Source organism: Salinispirillum marinum (assembly GCF_042650105.1).
Taxonomy (GTDB): Bacteria; Pseudomonadota; Gammaproteobacteria; order Pseudomonadales; family Natronospirillaceae; genus Salinispirillum; species Salinispirillum marinum.
The window spans coordinates 155,102-175,464 of sequence record NZ_JBHSAL010000002.1 but is presented as its reverse complement, the minus strand read 5'-3'; the positions used below and the strand labels follow the sequence as shown (position 1 = coordinate 175,464).

Genomic DNA, 20,363 nt, shown 5'->3' with positions numbered 1-20,363 from the left:
TTATACTCTAGCGGCATACCGAGTCTTTAACTCGAAATAGGATAGAATAGAAAAATCGAATATAGCCCTACACAACCAGGCCAATGCCGCACCCATAGCACCATAGTAATATATTAAGGCCATTAAAATAGGCACATACAATAAAATCTCTGACACATGAATCAATGCAACTATCCTTGCCATACCCCTGGCATGTATTGATGCCAGCGGCATCTGAGCTAGTCCGTTAAAGAAAACACCTATGCCCATGATGGTCATTATCAACCATGCTCTTTCGGAAAACTCTACACCTATCCACAACGAAAGAAATGGCCTAGACAAAGTTGCTATACCAAAACCGATGACCAACATCATCCAAAATGTTTGCTTAAGTTTTTCACGATATAGTTTTTGTGCAGACTCAGAATCTTGATTCTCTATATTTGATGCGTAGGCGAAATATACACTCGTTAATGCAGCCGGAAGAATTAGTGCTCTTATTACGATTTCAAAAGGCACGGTATAGTACGCAACAGCAGCAGCTCCAGCAATCGCTGATATAAAGAACCTGTCGGATGTAACCATCAATGGACTTACAATATTTGATAGCGTCATCCAAGAGCCGAAACTTAATAACTCTCTGTATATATTTTTATCATTTTCAAAAAAATAACCCAAGTTTAATGAAATAAACCTTAGCACATAATATAAACTTATAATTATAACAATCAGGCGAGCGATTAGAAGACTAAGAGCTACATTTGATAAATTTGGCTCCCAAAACACAACCGCCACTGCTGGAAGTAGAAAATTTCCAACTCCCATTATAAGTCTTATAACATTAGAGAGTCCGAATTCAAAGAAACCTTCAAGAATCCCTCTACAGCCAGTAGCTAATGTTGTGAGCGGAATTCCTAATGCCGCAATAAATATAGCTTTTTTTACATCTACTACGTATTTTTCATCTATCCCTAACCAATTAACCGAAAAAATCATAACCGATAATACAATTATAGAAGCACCGAAAATACCAAAAGCCGTAATTAATGCAAGCCCGACGCAAGAATAAGTGTTAGTTTTTTGATCATCTCCTTTATATTTGGCAATTATTTGAGTCAGTGCTCGACCAAGGCCGAAATCAAATAAACTAAAATATCCAATTAACGCCCAAATCAATGTAAGAATGCCAAAAAGCTGTAACTCTAGTTGTTCAATGAGGAAGGGAATTGTAAAAACACCTACCAGCAATGGCAGTACACTGCCAACCAGGTTCCAGATAAAACTCTTGTTAAAACTCATTATTTGTAAATTCAGTAATTAGTTTATTGATCTCATCTTGCCAACCTGGAATACAACCTAAAACTACTCTATCAATTTTTTGACAGTTCATTACAGACCATGCTGGGCGTTTCGCAGCTGTTGGATAATCGGCCGTACTGATCGCATTAACAACCGGTGCCTTTTTCAAAACACCTGCTTCTACAGCTTGCTTAAAAATTGCACAGGCAAAGCCATGCCAAGTGGTCGCCGGAGAATTACTAAAGTGGTACATACCCCAAGGTAAATCATTATCTTCAGTATATTTTTTTGCGAACAGCCACAACATATCAGCAATGCTCACTGCGCTGGTCGGGCAGCCATGTTGATCTGCCACTACGCTCAATGTATCGCGCTCTTTGCCAAGGCGAAGCATGGTTTTTACGAAGTTATTACCATTGGCACCAAACACCCAACTCGTGCGCAGAATTATATGCTTTACTCCACTCTCAGCTAGCGCTAGCTCGCCGGCTAACTTACTGGCACCATAAACGCCGGTCGGGCCAACCGGGTCGGTTTCTTTGTAAGGTTCAGTGGCCGTGCCGTCAAACACATAATCGGTGGAAATGTGGAAAATCGGAATATTTAACGCCATTGCTGCTTGTGCAAGGTTTTTAACACCAGTTTCATTTACGGCGTAAGCACGTTCAACATCGCTTTCAGCTTTATCGACGGCAGTGTACGCTGCAGCATTAATAATAAGTGCCGGGGCTTGCTCGACGATCACTTGGTTTACTAGCCGAGAATTCGTGATATCTAATTCGCTGGACGTATAGCCCACAACCTCAAAACCAGCAGGGAACCGCTTAACCAACTCACTTCCTACTTGCCCAGCTGCGCCTGTTACCAAAACCTTAGTCATGTAAATCCTTTAACCCCGGATAGCGTTGGTCTTTTTCAGAAAGCTGAACATCAGTGAGTGGCCATGCAATGTTGAGCATTGGACAGTTCCATGCCACGCCACCTTCATCGGATGGGTCGTAGTAGTCTGTACATTTGTACACAAAATCGACGACATCGGTAAGTACGACAAACCCATGTGCATAACCTGGTGGAACCCAGAGCTGACGATGATTGTCCTCTGACAATTCAACACCAACGTACAGGCCGTACGTGGGCGATGCTGGGTTAATATCGGCAGCCACATCGTAAACGGCACCACTCACGACGCTAACCAGCTTACCTTGTGGTTTGGTTTTTTGAAAATGCAGGCCGCGCAGTACGCCTTTGCGGGAACGCGAGTGATTGTCTTGTACAAAGGACAATTCAATACCCGCTTCATCTCGGTATCGTTGTGCACTGAACGTTTCTTTAAAGAAGCCACGCGCATCACCAAACACATTTGGTTCAATAATTTTTACGCCAGATAACGCTGTATCAATAACTTTCATGCTTATTCCTTATGCTCTTCAGCCAATCGCAGCAAGTATTGACCATAGCCGGTCTTCGCCAACTTGTTGCCTTGCTCTAGAATCGCTTCACGACTAAGCCAGCCATGGTGGAAACCAATTTCTTCTAAACAGGCAATTTTTAAACCCTGGCGATGCTCTACCGTTTGGACAAACATGCCCGCTTCCAACAAGCTTTCATGGGTTCCTGTATCCAGCCATGCGAAACCACGGCCCAACAGCTCTACATTTAAGTCGCCACGTTCTAAGTATGCTTGATTAACACTCGTGATCTCTAATTCACCACGAGAGGAAGGTTTAACGGCTTTAGCAATTTTTACAACATCATTGTCGTAAAAATATAACCCGGTCACAGCATAACTGGACTTGGGACTTGCGGGTTTTTCTTCAATACTTAATGCACGACCATTCGCATCAAATTCTACGACACCAAATCTCTCCGGGTCATTCACCAAGTAACCAAATACCGTCGCCCCGCTGGTGCGGCTCGCTGCGGTTTTGAGCTGCTGGGAAAAGTGCTGACCATAGAAAATATTATCGCCCAGTACCAAACATACAGAATCGTCACCGATAAACTCTTCACCGATAACAAAAGCTTGAGCCAAACCATCCGGTGAAGGTTGTTCGGCGTAGCTCAGTTTAATACCGTAATCATGGCCATCGCCCAGCAGCTTCCTAAAATTGGGCAAGTCTTCAGGCGTTGAAATAACGAGAATTTCCTGGATACCGGCGAGCATAAGGACCGACAACGGATAATAGATCATCGGTTTATCATAAATAGGCAGTAGCTGTTTCGATACGCCTTTGGTAATAGGGTACAACCGAGTGCCAGAACCGCCTGCTAGAATAATCCCTTTCATGCCTTTTCTCCCAATCGACCAAGTTGATAATCACCGCTCAATACACGCTGCCACCATTGTTCGTTGTCTAAATACCATTTAACGGTTTTTCGCATGCCTGTCTCGAAGGTTTCCTTTGGCTTCCAGCCCAGCTCACGTTCAATTTTGCTTGCATCGATAGCGTAACGACGATCATGTCCTGGGCGGTCTTTCACAAAGGTGATGAGGTCGCGGTAGGATTTCGACTGCGGTTTCAGCTCTTGCATGATGTCGCATAGCAGCTCTACCACTTCAATGTTCTTCTTCTCGTTGTGACCACCGATATTGTACGTTTCACCAATTTCTCCCGTGGTTATAACGTGATAGAGCGCTCTTGCGTGGTCTTCAACGTACAGCCAGTCTCGAATCTGGTCTCCCTTGCCATACACGGGCAATGGTTTGCCATGCAATGCATTAAGGATGATGTGCGGAACAAGCTTTTCTGGGAAATGATACGGACCATAGTTATTGGAGCAGTTGGTGACCAGTGTTGGTAAGCCATAGGTTCTGCGCCATGCTCTTACTAAATGGTCAGAGCTGGCTTTACTGGCGGAGTAAGGGCTGCTAGGGGCGTAGGCTGTTGTTTCTATAAAAAGGTGCTCAACCGCATCACTGCTCTCATCTGGGTGTGGTAGGTCCCCGTATACCTCATCAGTGCTAATGTGATGGAAACGGAACTGTTGTTTTTTGCTTTCTGGCAGTCCAGTCCAATAATTGCGGGCAGATTCCAACAAGGTGTAAGTACCAACAATGTTGGTTTCTATGAACGCTGCGGGGCCGTCTATAGACCGGTCTACATGACTTTCTGCAGCTAAGTGCATGACAGCATCGGGCTGGTGTTGAGCAAACACCCCATCTAGCTCTGCACGGTTACAAATGTCTACCTGCTCAAACGCATAGCGCTCATTGTTACTGACTTCTACCAGATTTTCTAAGTTACCTGCGTAGGTGAGTTTATCGACATTTACTACGCTGTCTGGGGTGTTTTGTATAATGTGACGAACTACGGCAGAGCCGATGAAGCCTGCACCGCCTGTTACAAGTATTTTCATTTATCTTCTTTCCTTTTTTGAGAGTTCATCGCCCTGCACCTCTAATAATGCTTTAACTTTGCTGAATATCGTTCTTCAAGCTTTCAATTTCAGCCTTTAGTGCATCGTACTCTTCCATCTTCCGTTTCAAAAACCGCGCCGTAACTTTGGCTTTTTCCTCAATACCAGCAGGCGTGAGCAAGTAAAGGTATTGCGTTTTTTGCTGGCTGTTTTTGAAGTTGCCGGCTTTTACCTGGCCGACGTCTATCAGGGCTTTGAGGCAAAAGTTGACTTTGCCGAGGCTGATGTCGAGTTCGCGGGCAAGCTCGCGCTGACTAATCTGAGGATTGGCATCGATGAGTTTCATGATTTTGTAGCGAAATTCGTCGGTGAGCATGCGGTCGATAGCACTCGGGCGTTAACAATGGCCTGTTGGCTCGGGCTGTTTGGAGTTGCTTGGCGCGGAGAATGAGAATAGCGATTTAAATGCGCTACCGCCCTACCTTGTAACGAGGGCATTCCCAATAGATGTGTTCAGATGTTGAACGCATGGTACGGGGAGATGTAGGGTTTCGCAAGTTTTTTTTGTGCTCAATTCGCGCAGGGGTTGCGATGGTACGAGCATGGGTTCGCGCAGAGGGCTGCGCTCCTACCGGCATGGATTCGCGCAGGGGGCTGCGCTCCTACGTATAATAATTTTTGTACCAGGTGACGGTGTTGTTCACGCCGGTGACGATGTCGGTATCCGGTTGGTAGCCAGTAGCTTGTTGCAGCCGGGTGGTGTCGGCATAGGTGATGGGGACGTCGCCGGGTTGCATGTCCATGAATATCTTTTCGGCGGGTTTACCGGCGGCCTGTTCTATGGCGGCAATGAAGTCCATGAGTTTTACGGGTTTTGAGTTGCCGATGTTGAACACTTGGTACGGTGCGGTACTGCTGGCGGGTGTGTTGGCGGCTTGTTCCGTTTTCACCGGTGGTACGTCGGCGCATTGCAGTACACCGGTGACGATGTCGTCTATGTAGGTGAAGTCCCGTTGCATGTTGCCGTGGTTGAAAACCTTGATGGGGTCGCCGTTGAGAATGGCTTTGGTGAACAGAAACGGTGCCATGTCAGGCCTTCCCCACGGGCCGTAAACGGTGAAAAACCGTAAGCCCGTGGTGGGTAAGTTATATAGATGGCTGTAGGCGTGCGCCATGACTTCGTTGGCTTTCTTGGTGGCGGCATAGAGCGAAACGGGGTGGTCTACCGGGTCATCTTCCGAGAACGGTTGTTTTTCGTTTTCGCCGTATACCGAGCTGGAGGATGCATAAACAAGGTGTTCTACCTGCTGTTGCCGGGCCAGTTCAAGAATGTTTACGAAACCGACGAGGTTGGCGTCCACGTAGGCGTTGGGGTTTTCGATGGAGTAGCGGACACCGGCTTGGGCGGCTAGGTGCAAGATGCGGCTGAACTGGTGGTTTTGTGCCAGTTCTGCCATGGCCGTACGGTCTTCTACACCCATTTTAATGAAGGTGAAGTTGCTGCGATCCTTCAGGCGTGCCAGTCGGTCTTTTTTTAACTGAACGTCATAGTAGTCGTTGAGGTTGTCAATGCCGACGACGGTGTGGCCTTCATCCGTCAGGCGCAAAGCGAGTTCGTTGCCGATAAAGCCGGCGGCGCCGGTGACGAGGATGTTCATGGGTGTTCCGTTGGTTTGTGTTGGGTTAGGGGTTCACGTAGGGGGCTGCGCTCTTGCGGGTGTGTGGGTCGGTTCGCGCAGGGGGCTGCGCTCCTACGGTGATTCTAGGTGGTTAAGTATTGAATTGCTTTGGTACTGAACTCATCTAGACGCTGATAATGAGCTTCTTTGATGATTTTTTCGAGTATCAGAAGATCAATCTTAAGGTAGTCATGCACTAGGCCATTACGTAGGCCGATAATTTTCTTCCATTCGAGCAGTTCGTCGCTTGAATTTACCCACCAGCAAGTCGTCTCTCAACCTGTTGGTACTCGAATTGGCTGTAAATTCTATCCTGCTCCCGAAACACTCTTGACGTCTCCTGACTGTACAGCACTGTGCCCGTTTCTACGATGTTGTAGGCGAGGTAGATAGGGGCGAGGTTGATGTCGACGATACTTAACGTGTCACTTGGCAAGCCTAAGCTTGTGCTCCAATCTATGGCTAGCTCGTTGGGCCGCAGGTATTTTTCGAGTGAGCTGAGCTGAAAGTTGTTAAAAGCCACGGCTACATCATAATCACTGTGTGGCTGTACATTCCCTTTAGCGCGCGAACCATAAAGCCATACGGCGGCTATGTCGTCGTTGGCAGCCGCGAGTTGGCGGATTTGTTCGAGGATGTTCATGGGTGTTCCGTTGGTTTGCGTTGGGTTATGGGTTCGCGCAGAGGGCTGTGCTCGTACGGGTAGGTTTCGCGCAGGGGGCTGTGCTCCTACGGTGATCTCAGGCGGGAGTAAATTTCGATACCTACCCTGTCTATATGCGCTTTCAAGTCTGGCTCTTGCAGTGTGTCGTAATGCAATACATCGAAAAAATACGGCATAGGTGATGTTTCATTCAGTTCAACGGCAAGTTGGACAACGCTTTCGTAGGTGACTGAAGGACCCTTTATTGCTAAGTCTACGTCTGAGCCTTTTCGAAAGTTACCTTTGGCTCGGGAGCCGAACAAAACCAAAGCTTCCAGGTTGTTAATACGCGATGCCGCATGGCTGATGTCAATTACGTCTTGCTGTTTTAGGCCAGTGTTTTGTTCGCTGATCATGCTTTTACTTTTTCGGCAAACGCTTTCTGCAATGCTTGCAGCAAGGGAAAATACTGCTGGCGGATTTTCTCCTCAACCAGTTTCGCCGTTACTTCATTATAGGTGTGCGTGGTTAAGTTGCGGTCTTCTAAGGCCTGTATCCACAAATGCCCTTCTTCCAACAACCCTGACTGAAAGGCTTGCTTGATGGCTGTGCGAGGGCTGTTGATTTCAAACCCTTCTGCCTGTTGGTAGTCTTTCAAAAGTTTCCACGCCAGTTCAAATGCCATTTCAAAAAACTGAATCAACCCGGCCCGTTCCACGACGGAGGGCTGTTGAATGGCTATGCCTTGGGTTAATAGAGCAAAGGCATTGCTGAACTGTTCGAAGCGCTGTTTCCAGCGGATATCTTGTTCTGACATTTTTCTGCCTGAGTGCTGAGTAGGGGTTCGCGCAGGGGGCTGCGCTCCTACGGATAGGTTTCGCGCAGAGGGTTGTGCTCCTACGGGTAGGGGTTCGCGCAGGGGGCTGCGCTCCTACGCGAATATAGGGTTCGTGCGGTCAATCGCTGCCGAACAGGTCGCGGGTGTACACTTTGTGCTCGACGTCACGGATAGCATCAGAAAGCCGGTTGGCGACGATGACGTCGGACATACGCTTGAATTCGTCAAGACTACGAATGACCCGCGAGTTAAAGAAGGTGTCTTCCTGGAAAACGGGTTCGTAAATCACCACTTCAACACCTTTGGCTTTCAACCGTTTCATCACACCCTGGATAGCGGACGCACGGAAGTTGTCGGAGCCGGTTTTCATGACTAGCCGGTACACCCCCACCACTTTGGGGTTACGTTTCAAAATACTGCTGGCGATGAAGTCTTTCCGGGTGGTGTTGGCGTCTACAATGGCGCGAATGATGTTACTGGGTACGTCCTGGTAGTTGGCGAGTAGCTGTTTGGTGTCTTTTGGCAGGCAGTAGCCGCCGTAGCCAAACGAGGGGTTGTTGTAGTGGCTACCAATACGTGGGTCTAGCCCTACCCCCTCGATGATTTGTTTGGTGCTGAGGCCGTGCGTTTCAGCGTATGAATCCAACTCGTTAAAATACGCGACCCGCATGGCGAGGTAGGTGTTAGAAAATAATTTTATGGCTTCGGCTTCCGTGCTGTCGGTGAACAGCGTGGGCACGTCTTGTTTGATGGCACCCTGTTTCAAGAGGTTCGCAAAAGTAGCGGCGCGCTCGGTGCGCTCACCGACAATGATGCGCGAAGGGTACAGGTTGTCGTACAGCGCTTTGCCTTCGCGCAGGAATTCGGGTGAAAACATGAGGTTTTCGGTGCCGAGTTCAGCACGCATTTCTTTGGTGTAGCCGACGGGTACGGTGGATTTTATGACCATCACCGCGTTGGGGTTAATCGCGATAACATCTTTGATGACGGCTTCTACGCTGCGGGTGTTGAAGTAGTTGGTTTCGGGGTCGTAATCGGTCGGTGTTGCGATGATGACGAAGTCTGCCCCTTTGTACGCTTCTTCCTTGTTCAGGGTGGCCCGAAAATTCAGTGCTTTGTTTTTCAGGAAGTCTTCAATTTCTGTGTCGACAATGGGTGAACGCTTATTGTTCAAGAGTTCAATTTTTTCGGGCACGATGTCCAGTGCCACCACTTCATTATGTTGGGCCAACAACATGGCGTTTGAAAGGCCGACATAGCCGGTTCCTGCAACGGCAATTTTCATGGAAGCGTTCCTGTGCGTGGTTTGCCTGAGTGGTTGAGAAGCATTGGCGAGCGCCAGAGAAGTGTTAGCGCGTTAGATGCGCTACCGCCCTACCTTGTAACGAGGGCATCCCCAAAAGTGTTCAAATGATGAACGGATGTTACGGCGACACGACAGAATTCGCAAGATTTTTTTCTGGTGTTCAGCGGGGTACAAAAAAGGCGACCCGTAGGTCGCCTTTTGGTCGATCTGCTAGGCTCTATTAGGTAGCAGCAGGGAACAATACGTTGTGTATTGCCTCACAGCCTTCGTTGTTCAAAGGCACTGTGTCTTGGTCGTTCAGGCGAGATGTCAGCGTGGTATCCAACAACACTGTTTCTTTGATGCTGCCTTCAGCGTCATCACCATCATGTGATAATTGGAAAACATCAAAGTTGCCTGTTTGTGGCGCCGTATTTCGAGCCTGATTGCCCAGATAAACCATTTGACCATCACGAGTGAATTTCGACCAAGTCAATTCAATCGCCAAGCGGGCATCTGAAATTTTGTCCCAGTTACCGCTGACAAACTGCTTGTTCAAATCAAAGTCGTTATCCGCCTCAACACCTTCTTTATAAACGACATTGAAACAGGCTCTAATCGGGCCTCCGTTTTCATCACCACCTAAATAGAAGGCGAAATAGCTGTCGTCTAAATTAATATCGTCACCATCTCCTTCTTCGATGGTTGAGCGATCTACTTCGAAGACACGCCATGTATCGTTCCATTCTGCCTCATCAGGCAATGCACTCAATGCAGCACTTTGGCGGGCAGCAGCAAAATCCGCAGTACCCAAGTTTTGTGATTTAATGGTGTCAGTAAAGCCTTGCACGTCTAAATCTTGGCCACTTCCTAAATTCCCAATTTCAGTTGTGATCGTGTTCAGTACTGTATCGTCAATTTCACCAATTCGAGTTGTTGCATCAGCATCATTGCTTACGGCTGACCGACGCGCCAGTTGAAATACAACCTCTGCAGTACGAATGCGTGCCGCCATATTGGTGCTATCCGGTGCGTCTTCAATCTTCTTCAATGCAGTACGTACAGCGTTAGCACTGGCTTGCGCTCGGGTTATTTGAGCTGAATCAACACCCGTACCGGTTAATTGATTCGTCATAAATGTATTCAATGCGGTAGGGTTATCCAGCAAGTTGTCACCTGAGGCTATACTCTGAGCTATAGCTTTAGCAACGTCTTGTTGGCGCTGAGCAGGCGTTCTATCGTCCGAACCCTCCCCTTTCACATCGTTAACCAAATTTTGTAACGACACGATGATTACAGCATTCGCGAGCATACGACGTTGATTTGCATCGCTGGCGGTCGAGAAGTCAGTTCGCAGAACATCATTTTCGTTGGCACCACTACCGGCAATAGCTTCCAATATGGCTTCACGGTCACTGGCCGATGTAACAGCATTCAACAACGTGCTGATGGGCGATATGCGCTTCATTTCAGTCGCACTCGTAGCACGGGCATCCGTTAGAGAGGTGCCTAACGCCATAGCCGCCTTTAGACGCTCACCGGTCGAAATATCGACACCACCGGTAATGATGATTTGCGCGCTGCTGCTGTTTGTTGAATATTCCAAGCAGTGACGGGTTAAGGGATCACTGTTCGGCAAAGAACAGTAATCAACAGCGGGCACGGCAGGTGTAGCTTCTGGATCACCGGGATTAAAACTGAAAAAACCTTGTGAATCTGTCCGGGCAGAAGCTTCAATCGCCGGGTCCCACTTTCCGTTCCCGTTGCGATCCACAAACACCAAGCCATTGGCGATACGACCATCCACCGCTTGGCCGTTCATATTTTGGGCTTTATTGCCGCCGCCGTCTTGTTCGGCGTTACAGGCCACCAGTGTGGCTGCAGCAATTACCATGGGTAATGTTTTCATTAAAGCGTTCATAATATTCTCCTCAATCGGCCACTTAGAACGAAACGTTCAACGCTATGTTGGTTTTGAAGCCACGCAGGGCGTTCATTTGGTCTACCGTTTCGTCGGCGAACAAGTCGCCAAAGGTAGCGGTGACCGACTGGTCTATTTGCAATACGTTAAAGAAGCTCAGGCCCAGCGCTACAGTTGTTGGGTCCATGTCTTCCAGATCTTTCGAGAAACCTAAACGGGCGCGTGGCCAGTACCAGGCATTGGGCTGCAACAAGACCGCCGCACCCACGTTCTGGCTGTTGTCACCGAATAAGTCTGTACCGGGCAATACGTCCACTGAACCACCGATGGCGATGTTGTTATTCAGGAACTGGTATCCGGCATCTACCGTTACCCGTGGTGCCATGACGTGTTCTTCCGTTGCCGCAATTTTACCGCTTGAGGTAAAGAAGTCGGCGTGGTAGCAGCCGTTTCGTTCACGCTCGGTGGGTAAATCGGCACAATCAAAACCAATGGTGTTGTAGGTGACGCTGGGCGAATTGATGTTGGCGACGGCTAGGCCAACGTGTGCATCGGCCCACTGAACGATAAGACCCGCGTCCAAACCAAAACTCATGGTCAGGTCACCTTCGGACAATCCTTCCATGGCGTCATCTTGCACCATTTGAATGTAGGCATCGACATCGCCATCGTCACTGGTGGCTTCGCTGATCAGCTCAGATAATGGGTACATCTGTTTGTGTAAGTTAGCCATGATTAGATTACCACGACCACCTATCACCAACTCGGCACCGCCGAGGTTAATGAATGGAACAGGTTGGGCATAACCCAAGCTGAAATTCCACGCGCGACCGGTTTTCATGTACAACGATGACGCGGTTGAAATGAAATCACCGGGTTCAATTTCCGCATCTGAGTCTGTTAGTGCGTCTTCGTCAATGTTGAATTCAACATTGCTGTGTAAAATGCTGCCTCGTCCACCGGCCAGGAAAGAAACACCGACCGATACCGGCCCGTCCAACCAAGGGGTATTCAACTGCAAGGGCAATAGAGGCATTGAGGCCAACAGCGCAGGGGTAAACGAGAACTGTTCTTCTAGTCGCTGGATGCCATTGTTCAGAGTAGATTCAAGATCGTCTACGGAATCCAACACCAAGTTGATGTCTGGGCTGTCATTGTTATCGTCTTGAAATTCGTCTAACCGATCTTGAAACCGGTCTACGCTGTCGCCTAAGTCCTCACCCAGTTGCAGAAAACTGCCCAGGCCACGCAAATCAAGACCACCAGTGACATCGGCCACTTGGAAACGTACGGTATTGGTGTTGATGTAAGTTGCAGCAGGGTTGTAGTAACCAGAGCTGCTGATTTTGGAATTGGACAATCCACCTACTGTGGTAGCGGGGCCACCGGGCATGTAATGTGGGTTGGATGCGAAAGCCTGACTGCATAACACGGCGACGGTAACGCCACTTAACAAGGCACGGTACATGGATTTGCTCCTTTTTTACTGGTGCTTTTACTATAGACCAATTGCATGAATTTACCAGAGCAAAAAATCGACAATTTACACCTGGTACTTGGTAAATTACTTTCTTGAAATAACAACCTCTAGCGCAACAACCCGCGCCGCATCGCTTCTGCGGTGGCTTCAGCGCGATTATTGATGTGCAACTTCCGATACACCGACTTCACATAGTCCGCCACGGTATGGGCCGATACCGCGAGCGCTTGCGCCGCTTCGCGTGCACTGTAGCCCCGGCTGATGAGAATCAGCACTTCTTCTTCACGCGGCGACAACATGTGTTGCGTCGGCTTGGGCGCAAAAGACTGCAAAATGCGTTTGGCGATGCTGGGTGACAACGGCGGTCGCCCGGCCAGAATACCTTGCAAGGCTTCGACCATGTCGGTGCCGGTGTCGTCCTTCAGAAGATAGCCTAGCGCCCCCAAACGCAGGGCCTCGAACAGGTGCTCATCGTCATCGAATAAGGTAGTAACGACCACGGTGGTCTGTTCCGGCACGCCAGGTTTGCGCAGAACTTCCGTGCCTTCACCATCCGGAAGGCCGATGTCCAGTAAGATGAGGTCGAAGGTGCTGTGGGCGCACAAGGTTTGGGCTTTTTGCAAAGTTTCAGCGGTAAGAATGTGGCATCCGGGGAAGGCGATTCGGCTGTCGGCACGTAAAGTTTGACACACCTCGGGGTGGTCTTCCACGATCAATATGTGGTGCGGGATGGCTGGCGGTGTCACAGATTCCGTCATAATTCTGCCTACTTAAGCACTGACAATGTCGGTTGGAATTGCCATTATAGGCACAATAAGAAAAACAAGGCACTGCAAGATGACCATGCGATTACGAATCCAACTCTGTTTGATGGGTGTGGTGGCCCTCGGCGGCTTTATGCTGTGGCTGGCATTATCCTTACCCATAACCCAAGCGCAGTGGCGCGCTGACCACCGGCTATTATGGCTTTCGCCCAATCAACCACCGACTGAGGTCACCGCGTTCCAGACGGACACTCAACGCTGGTTGGCCCGCCCGGAATGGGTGATAGAAGAGCCCGATTTAATGGGCACCTTTACGCGCTACAACGCACTGATTGCCGAAGTCGGCGCATTGCACGATGTACTCCAACAGACCGGTATCCGGGTAGTACTGACCTCCGGTGAAAAGGTAGAACTGGCACCCGAAACACGACAATTGACCGACCTGCCCTGGCTGTTCTGGCTGCAATGGAGTTGCGCGTTGATTGCACTGGCCATTTGTGGGGTGGTGTGGTCGGTCAAACCCAGTGACTTAGCCTTGCGGCTGTTCACTGCCACTGGCATCGGCTACGCCATGTCGGCGATTGCTGCTTCTGTCTACAGTACCCGTGAATTGTTTATCGACGGCACGCTGTGGCGCGTGCTGTCGTTCTTCAACCATACCGGGGCAATGATCTTTGTGGTGGCTTTGTCCGGGCTGTTGTGGGTCTACCCGAAACGCTTACCGAAACACACCACCATGGTTCGGGTGTTTGTGTTGATTGGTGGCCTGAGTGTGATCAACAACATCGGCCAATGGATCAATAACATTGGCATTGCCTTCCACGCATGGATTTTGCTGATTTTTACCGCGGGCTTAGTAGGCACCATCTGGCAATGGTTTCGTACGCGTCAGTCGCCCGCCGAACGCGCTATTTTGCGTTGGCTGCAACTCTCGTTGATAGCCGGTACGGTGTTTTTTACTGCTTTTATGCTGGTGCCAATGGCTTACGGTGAGACGCCAACGACATCACAGGGGTTGCTGCTCTCTACTTTTTTATTTTTGTACATCGGCGTGGCGTTTGGGGTATTGCGCTACCGGTTGTTCGCACTGGAACAGTGGAGTTTGTACTTGTGGTCATGGACGCTGGGCGGTTTGGCGGTGATCGCCCTGGACTTGGTGCTCATTTGGCTACTGTCGCTTACCCCCAGCGCTTCATTGGCGGTGTCGGCGGCGGTGATTGGCTGGTTGTATTTCCCGGCGCGCCAATGGGTGTGGCGGCGCTTGGGGCTGAATGGCGCGCAGCTAAAAGCCGACTGGATGAACAAAGCCTTGCCTGAATTGCTGCGTGCCGAAGCCCCAACCCAACTCGAACCTGCGTTAGTTGCCGCCTTGCAGCAGGTTTTTGTGCCCCTGGAGCAGCAACGGGGTGATGCGGAACTGGCGCAGGAAATCGGTGCAGCGGGCACCATCATTAAAGCATCGGGCGAGTGGCTCTGGGTGCACGATGCACGCCTAACCCAGCCTATTGGGATGCGCCTGCCCAACCGGGGTGCACGTTTGTTTAACCAGGATGACGTGCGTGCTGCGCACTATATATTGCGTTTGTTCGATTTGGTCTATCAAGCTCATGAAGCGCGTGATCATGGTGCGGCGGGTGAGCGGCAACGCATTCGGCGGGATTTACATGATGATTTAGGGGCTCGCTTGCTGACGCTATTACACGCCACCGAAGGCGAAACCCGCACGCTGGTGCGCGATACCATGCAGGACATGCGGGCACTGATTCGAGCGATGGACCCGGAACCGCATTCGCTCACTGAAAGTGCTGACGAGTGGGAACGTGAAGCCCGGCAACGCTGCCAGGAACGAGGCATTCAACTGGATTGGGTGGCTGATATGGCCGAGCATGCCATGGAGTTGTCGCCCTTGATGTACAGCCATTTAGGCCGGGTGTTGCGAGAGGCCGTGAATAATGCCTTGAAGCATGCGCAAACGCGCACGCTGGCGGTGAAGATTTCCGGCGCAGCGAAGGGCCTTGATATTCAGATAGATAATGATGGTGTGGCCGAAGCTGAAACTGAGAGAACCGGCAGAGGCTTGTCAATCATGCGCGAGCGCGTGGCGGCCTTGGGGGGCACGTTTACCGCGCAGTGTGAGGGGGATTTATGGCGGGTTCATGTCAGCGTACCGTAGGAGCTCGGCCCCCCGAGCGAATGTTCGGCCCCCCGAGCGAATGTTCGGCCAGAGGGCTGGCCTCCTACTATTGTTGTTCTGCGTATTCCCGCACGCTGCGCGCAAAGCGGGCCAACAAGGCCAGCATTAGACCAAAGAACCCACCGAGCAACGTCGAGGCCACCAATATGAGCGCTTTGTTCGATTCATTCGGACGTACCGGCTGTGCCGCATATTCCAGCACAGTGACTAAACGTTCGGTATGCGGCAAGCCTGCCATGCCCGTTCGGGCATCAAAGGTATTGGCTTCAAGGTGCTGCTGCAGTTGCTGTAGCTGGCGCAACTGTTCTTCAGTCGCAATGATGTCGCTGTTGAGCAGGCCTTCGTCAAAGTTTTCCAGTATGGACTGCCGCTCGGCGTCTAAGGCGCGATAACCCAAAAAGTAGAGCGGTAGTGAATTATTCTCTGTACCCACATTGGCATACAGCACTTCGTTTCCGGTACGTTGACGCCCGTAGTCTTGTGGTGTGGTTGGGGTTTCAATACCCAATTCCTGCGCTATTTCTATTGCCTGGATAAGGGTTTGTACACGCTCATCCCGCCGGACTCTCAATGTTGCTTGCAACAACTGTAGTTGTTCTTCTAGTCCTTGAATAGATGCGACGTTTTGCGTATTCAAGCGCTCTATGTATTGCTGCCACAAGCCTTCAGCAGTTAACGCGACGTATTGATTAACAGCGACTGCACCCTCTTCGTCTTCCCCATAGGTATAGGCTACGGACAGTTCATTGCTATCACTGGTATTACTGACTTGCCATTGTGCATTGAAATACTCTTGTGCCGTCGTATTTTCTGGCAGCGAAAAAATATCCGGGTGATCACCGACGATGGCAACAAAGTGCTGTGTGCTGGACAGCCGGTTTTTCAAATCTTGCATGACCTGTTCCGGGTCAAGCCGCATGCCTGGAATACTGTTAAGCAGTTGGTATTGTTGGCTGACGACAGGCAAAGACGAGAATTCAGCGGTATAGGATGGCTTTTGCGTGAGCAGCCAGCCAAAAGCCAAGACGATGGCAAGCACAGTGCTGCCCACCCACCAACGCCAACCTTGCAGAATGATGAGTACAAGGTGACGTAAATCAATTTCGTCCGTATCGTGCGTATTGTGCATGTATTTAAGGTTCCTGTGGTCTAACAGTGGGCTATTCTTGCATTGCCCATACGGTATTTACGCTGGCGCGTGCATCGCCCCTAAAGCCTTATGATGTCGTCTTCACCGAGGTAACTGCCGGTTTGAATCTCGATCAATTCCAGCGGCAGTTTACCGGGGTTTTCCAATGAATGAACCTGCCCCACCGGGATAAACGCCGATTCATTTTCCGTCAACAAGCGCGTTTCATGCTCGCCAATTAACTTGGCTGTACCGCGCACCACGACCCAATGCTCAGCACGATGCATGTGCTTTTGTGCACTGATGCGATGCCCCGGTTGTACCAGAATTTTATTAACGATGTGCCGGTCACCACTGGTAATTCGCTTGAACCACCCCCACGGGCGATAAAGCGTAAGGTGTTTTTCGTATTCAGGCCGGTGCTGCTGCTTCAATGCTTCGACAATCTGTTTGACGTCTTGGGTATCGTTCGTATGTGCCACCAAGATAGCATCATCGGTTTGCACCACCACCACGTCATCCATTCCCACCACGGCGGTGAGTACGCTGTCGGCATGTATGTAGGAATTTCGTGTGTTGCGTAGGATCACATCGCCATGAGTGACGTTGTGGTTTTCATCGTGCGGCAGTACGTCCTTTAACGATGACCAGCTACCCACGTCACTCCAACCGGCTGACAGGGGAATGACCCAACCGTTGTCGATATATTCCATTACCGCATAGTCAATGCTGTTCGATGGACACTGTGCCCAGATTTCAGCATCTATGCGCACAAAGTCCATATCTTGCTTGTGTTGTTGATACGCCGCTTTTACAGCGGCACTGATGTCCGGAGCGTGACGTTCGAGGGCGTTTAAATAGGCCCGCGCGGACATAACGAACAGACCGGCGTTCCACAGATACTCGCCACTGGCCAGATAAGCGGTGGCTTTCGCCGGGGTCGGCTTCTCGGTAAACGCTCCTATACGGCTACCCTCCGCGGCAAGCGGATACTCGGTTTTGATGTAACCATAGCCCGTTTCGGCACGATCCGGCGTAACACCCAAGGTAACGATATGGCCTTGCTGTGCTTTATAGATGGCGTGCTGCAACGGCTCCTTTAGCGCCTCGGGCTGCGTGAGCACATGGTCTGCCGGGCTGACCACCATAATGCTATCATCGCCCCACTCTGCGGCTACTTGAAGTGCCGCTAAAGCAATCGCCGGTGCGGTATTTTTGCCACTGGGTTCCAACAAAATGCGTCCATGGATTCCCATGTCATGCAGTTGCTGCGCCATCAGAAAACGATGTTCCTCGCCACAGACGATCACCGGTGCGGCCATATCAGCAACCGCTTGGAAACGTTGCACGGTGTTTTGAAACAGACTGGTGCTTGGTGTGACCAGCGGCAAGCACTGCTTTGGAAACTGCTCGCGCGACAGTGGCCACAGTCGTGACCCCACGCCACCGGCGAGAATAACCGGTACGATCATACCGCGGCCACGGCTTGCACAGGCACTTCAACGTATTGTGGGCGGTTGAGCATATTGAGCAACAAGACGACACGCTCATCACCTTTCGTTGCCGACACCACAGCCTTGAGGTCCTTGAAGCAGCCATCAATAATGGTCACGGTTTCACCGGGTTTGAACATAAGATCCGGTACTTCATTGTTCAAAATGGCGCATTGAAAGCGCAAGCCATGGACAATGGCGTCCGCTACCGGCGTGGGGTGCCCATTGAATGAAATGATACGTGCCACACCGCGCGTGGACCGAATGGTGACCCAGTTGACATCTTTGTGCAGACGCACGAAAACATAATAAGGAAACAGGGATTCTATCAGGACAACCGGCTTTCCACGCTGGGTTTTGCGCACCGGGTGAGTCGGGTGGAAGGTGCTGAACCCCTGGTTTTGCAGATGTTCATCGGCCCGAAAGCCATCGCGCGGTTTACACTGCAACAGATACCAGGCCATTTCTGGCTGCGCGGTTAAGTCTTTCGGATTCGCCATTTTGGACGTTGGTTTCTTTGGTTGCATCGCCTCGTACTCAATGTTCTACCGTGGCCGCTTGAGCTGCGTTTAGCAGCATACCCTCAGTAAACGTGTTTTTGAGGGTATGCTGAATCATCCATATTCCTTTCAGGCGCCAGCCATTTTGCGGCGCTTCATCATGTCCGCAATCAAACTGATGACCATGGCGGCAAACCCGGTAACAACCATCAAGGCCACCAAAATCAGCAGTGTCCGCTGCGGCAATATGCTCGGGGTGGCAATATTGAACGATCCACCTTGAGGGATGATCAACTGGCTGATATTGCCAGTCAGCTGCTCTCCAAGGCGTTCATGCAATCGACCGACCACCCGTGTATAGTCGCGCAGCGTGTTAAGAACACTGGGTAATTTTTCCTGCACTTCCTGAATGTAGAGTTCTCTTAGCTCGTTTTCCGAGTTCGCCCCAGTGTTACTTATAGCGTTTAATGTTAATTGAATCTCGGCCATTTCTTGATTGATATCAAGGGCTTCGTTTTCGTACTCTAGGACCAATTCCGTTAAGCTTTGGCGAAACTCCACATCACTGCCTTGGCGTGATACTTCTAACAATCGATCCAAGAAGCCATCACCCAGCTGTAAACTGCCCTGCCCCTGCCCGTTGCTACCGGGTTGTGACTGACTACTGTCTTGTGCGAACTGCTGCATAACCGAACGCGTTACTTCGGCTCGCTGTTCCCACAAATTCAGTTGAAGTTCCAGCTCTTGCAAGCGGCGAGTGTAATACAGACGCACCACCGCTTCATTTCGGGTTAAGCCCAATTCTTTTACCGGGTCAATCAATTGCCGCAAATCATAGTCGGCTACATCCATAATGGCTTTTTCGAGATCTTCCAAATTGTAGCCGGTTTCGTCGTCTACGATGCTGGTCGAGCCAGGCACTTCTTTCAAGGCCTCAACGTTACCGGTAATCAACGATATGTTTTCCAGCAGCAACTCAATGCCCAGCAGATAATCCAGGTTCTCAAAGCGTTGCTCGTCGAAAATACGTTCAGAATAGATAGGAATGTTAAGTTTAAGCACGCCTCGTTCATTAATGGCACGATCCGCCCACACGCTGGCAACATCCAAGAGCAATTTGCTGGCTAAGGTTTCAGATATAGCAGTTTGCTCGGGCAAACTCATGCTGATGCGGACGCCGCCACTGTTCGCTAACGACAATTCCTCGGTTAATCGGTCTTGCAGGGCCTGCAATTCCGCCGCAGAGAGGTTTTGGCTGTCCGCTTCAGCGCGATAGCGCTGCTGGATAAGAAAATATTCTGGAGAAAAAGGTTCGATGGTGAAGGCGCGACGAAACTGGTCCAGTGACATATCCTGTTGTTCAAGATTATTCCGGTTATACACCCGGGTTAACACGGTAGGACTGATGATGTCACTCAACACAAACTCTGAACCATCAGGGAATTCCCCGTCGCTCAATCCTTCAAAAGTCAGATCGAATTCTTGGCTGTAGCGCACCGTCGACGAATCACGCAAAAATGACACCGCCTGCAATACGACAAACAACGTTGCAACCACTGTTACCGAAACCAGCACTCGCCATTTGGTTGCCCACACACTGCTGATTAACTCGCCGATGTCGATTTCATCGTCCCGAACATCATGGCTATGACGAGGGTTAGACGTAATACTTTGATCTGTCACCAATCCAGCTCCTTACCATTCATTTTGCTGCGGCTGAATTAGCCCCAACGAACATTGAGCAGAAGTGTAGCGGGTGATTGTGACAATGCCTAGACCTAATACCGATGTTTGAGGGGTGG

At 50.1% G+C, this 20,363-nt stretch carries 20 protein-coding genes; 1 reads left to right on the top strand and 19 read right to left on the bottom strand.

The genetic code is table 11. The features are described from left to right. The 15 genes from ACFOSD_RS07910 to ACFOSD_RS07840 all read right to left on the bottom strand — a co-directional run bounded on the left by ACFOSD_RS07910 (position 1) and on the right by ACFOSD_RS07840 (position 13,239). On the bottom strand, positions 1-1,278 hold the full coding sequence (locus tag ACFOSD_RS07910) for a flippase (RefSeq protein WP_380695266.1): 1,278 nt from the start codon (positions 1,276-1,278) through the stop codon (positions 1-3). Next, positions 1,268-2,158, bottom strand: coding sequence for a dTDP-4-dehydrorhamnose reductase (gene rfbD / locus ACFOSD_RS07905; RefSeq protein WP_380695264.1), 891 nt, complete (start codon positions 2,156-2,158; stop codon positions 1,268-1,270). The genes ACFOSD_RS07910 and rfbD overlap by 11 nt, the downstream gene beginning before the upstream one ends. Next, positions 2,151-2,687, bottom strand: a complete 537-nt coding sequence (gene rfbC, locus ACFOSD_RS07900) for a dTDP-4-dehydrorhamnose 3,5-epimerase (protein WP_380695262.1) — start codon at positions 2,685-2,687, stop codon at positions 2,151-2,153. Before rfbC ends, rfbD begins: the two co-directional genes overlap by 8 nt. Positions 2,688-2,689: 2 nt before the next feature. Beyond that, positions 2,690-3,565, bottom strand: coding sequence for a glucose-1-phosphate thymidylyltransferase RfbA (rfbA, locus tag ACFOSD_RS07895; protein ID WP_380695260.1), 876 nt, complete (start codon positions 3,563-3,565; stop codon positions 2,690-2,692). Beyond that, on the bottom strand, positions 3,562-4,635 hold the full coding sequence (rfbB, locus tag ACFOSD_RS07890) for a dTDP-glucose 4,6-dehydratase (protein ID WP_380695258.1): 1,074 nt from the start codon (positions 4,633-4,635) through the stop codon (positions 3,562-3,564). Before rfbB ends, rfbA begins: the two co-directional genes overlap by 4 nt. 52 nt (positions 4,636-4,687) lie before the next feature. Beyond that, positions 4,688-5,011, bottom strand: a complete 324-nt coding sequence (locus tag ACFOSD_RS07885; protein ID WP_380695257.1) for a MarR family EPS-associated transcriptional regulator — start codon at positions 5,009-5,011, stop codon at positions 4,688-4,690. A 286-nt stretch (positions 5,012-5,297) separates the two neighbouring features. Beyond that, positions 5,298-6,293, bottom strand: coding sequence for an NAD-dependent epimerase (locus ACFOSD_RS07880; protein ID WP_380695256.1), 996 nt, complete (start codon positions 6,291-6,293; stop codon positions 5,298-5,300). A gap of 104 nt (positions 6,294-6,397) precedes the next feature. After that, positions 6,398-6,553 carry a HepT-like ribonuclease domain-containing protein gene (locus ACFOSD_RS07875; protein ID WP_380697244.1) on the bottom strand — a complete coding sequence of 52 codons (156 nt, stop codon included), beginning with the start codon at positions 6,551-6,553 and terminating at the stop codon, positions 6,398-6,400. 14 nt (positions 6,554-6,567) lie between these two features. Continuing rightward, a complete protein-coding gene (gene mntA, locus ACFOSD_RS07870; RefSeq protein WP_380695254.1) occupies positions 6,568-6,957 on the bottom strand; it encodes a type VII toxin-antitoxin system MntA family adenylyltransferase antitoxin in 390 nt (129 codons plus the stop codon). An 86-nt stretch (positions 6,958-7,043) separates the two neighbouring features. Then, the gene (locus ACFOSD_RS07865) at positions 7,044-7,373 is read right to left on the bottom strand and encodes a nucleotidyltransferase domain-containing protein (protein WP_380695252.1); all 330 of its coding nucleotides are present in this window, start codon (positions 7,371-7,373) and stop codon (positions 7,044-7,046) included. Then, positions 7,370-7,774, bottom strand: a complete 405-nt coding sequence (locus tag ACFOSD_RS07860; protein ID WP_380695250.1) for a nucleotidyltransferase substrate binding protein — start codon at positions 7,772-7,774, stop codon at positions 7,370-7,372. The genes ACFOSD_RS07865 and ACFOSD_RS07860 overlap by 4 nt, the downstream gene beginning before the upstream one ends. Before the next feature lie 139 nt (positions 7,775-7,913). Further along, entirely contained in the window at positions 7,914-9,080 is a 1,167-nt protein-coding gene (locus ACFOSD_RS07855; protein ID WP_380695248.1) for a nucleotide sugar dehydrogenase, read from the bottom strand. A 241-nt stretch (positions 9,081-9,321) separates the two neighbouring features. Next, positions 9,322-11,001 (bottom strand): hypothetical protein, encoded by a 1,680-nt coding sequence (locus ACFOSD_RS07850; RefSeq protein ID WP_380695246.1) that lies wholly within the window; start codon positions 10,999-11,001, stop codon positions 9,322-9,324. A 22-nt stretch (positions 11,002-11,023) separates the two neighbouring features. Further along, a complete protein-coding gene (gene traF / locus ACFOSD_RS07845) occupies positions 11,024-12,469 on the bottom strand; it encodes a conjugal transfer protein TraF (RefSeq protein ID WP_380695244.1) in 1,446 nt (481 codons plus the stop codon). Positions 12,470-12,588: 119 nt separating this feature from the next. After that, on the bottom strand, positions 12,589-13,239 hold the full coding sequence (locus tag ACFOSD_RS07840) for a response regulator (RefSeq protein WP_380695242.1): 651 nt from the start codon (positions 13,237-13,239) through the stop codon (positions 12,589-12,591). A gap of 79 nt (positions 13,240-13,318) precedes the next feature. Between ACFOSD_RS07840 and ACFOSD_RS07835 the strand changes: the two genes are divergently transcribed. Next, positions 13,319-15,418: a sensor histidine kinase gene (locus tag ACFOSD_RS07835; RefSeq protein ID WP_380695241.1), complete on the top strand. Its 2,100-nt coding sequence runs from the start codon at positions 13,319-13,321 to the stop codon at positions 15,416-15,418. Positions 15,419-15,485: 67 nt separating this feature from the next. Here the strand turns inward: ACFOSD_RS07835 and ACFOSD_RS07830 are convergent, their stop codons facing one another. From ACFOSD_RS07830 to ACFOSD_RS07815, 4 genes are all read right to left on the bottom strand, one after another. After that, entirely contained in the window at positions 15,486-16,568 is a 1,083-nt protein-coding gene (locus tag ACFOSD_RS07830) for a Wzz/FepE/Etk N-terminal domain-containing protein (protein WP_380695239.1), read from the bottom strand. An 80-nt stretch (positions 16,569-16,648) separates the two neighbouring features. After that, positions 16,649-18,040 (bottom strand): mannose-1-phosphate guanylyltransferase/mannose-6-phosphate isomerase, encoded by a 1,392-nt coding sequence (locus ACFOSD_RS07825; RefSeq protein WP_380695237.1) that lies wholly within the window; start codon positions 18,038-18,040, stop codon positions 16,649-16,651. Further along, the gene (gene rfaH / locus ACFOSD_RS07820; protein WP_380695235.1) at positions 18,037-18,588 is read right to left on the bottom strand and encodes a transcription/translation regulatory transformer protein RfaH; all 552 of its coding nucleotides are present in this window, start codon (positions 18,586-18,588) and stop codon (positions 18,037-18,039) included. Before rfaH ends, ACFOSD_RS07825 begins: the two co-directional genes overlap by 4 nt. 102 nt (positions 18,589-18,690) lie before the next feature. Continuing rightward, a complete protein-coding gene (locus tag ACFOSD_RS07815; protein WP_380695233.1) occupies positions 18,691-20,244 on the bottom strand; it encodes a hypothetical protein in 1,554 nt (517 codons plus the stop codon). Between the last annotated feature and the right edge of the window lie 119 nt (positions 20,245-20,363).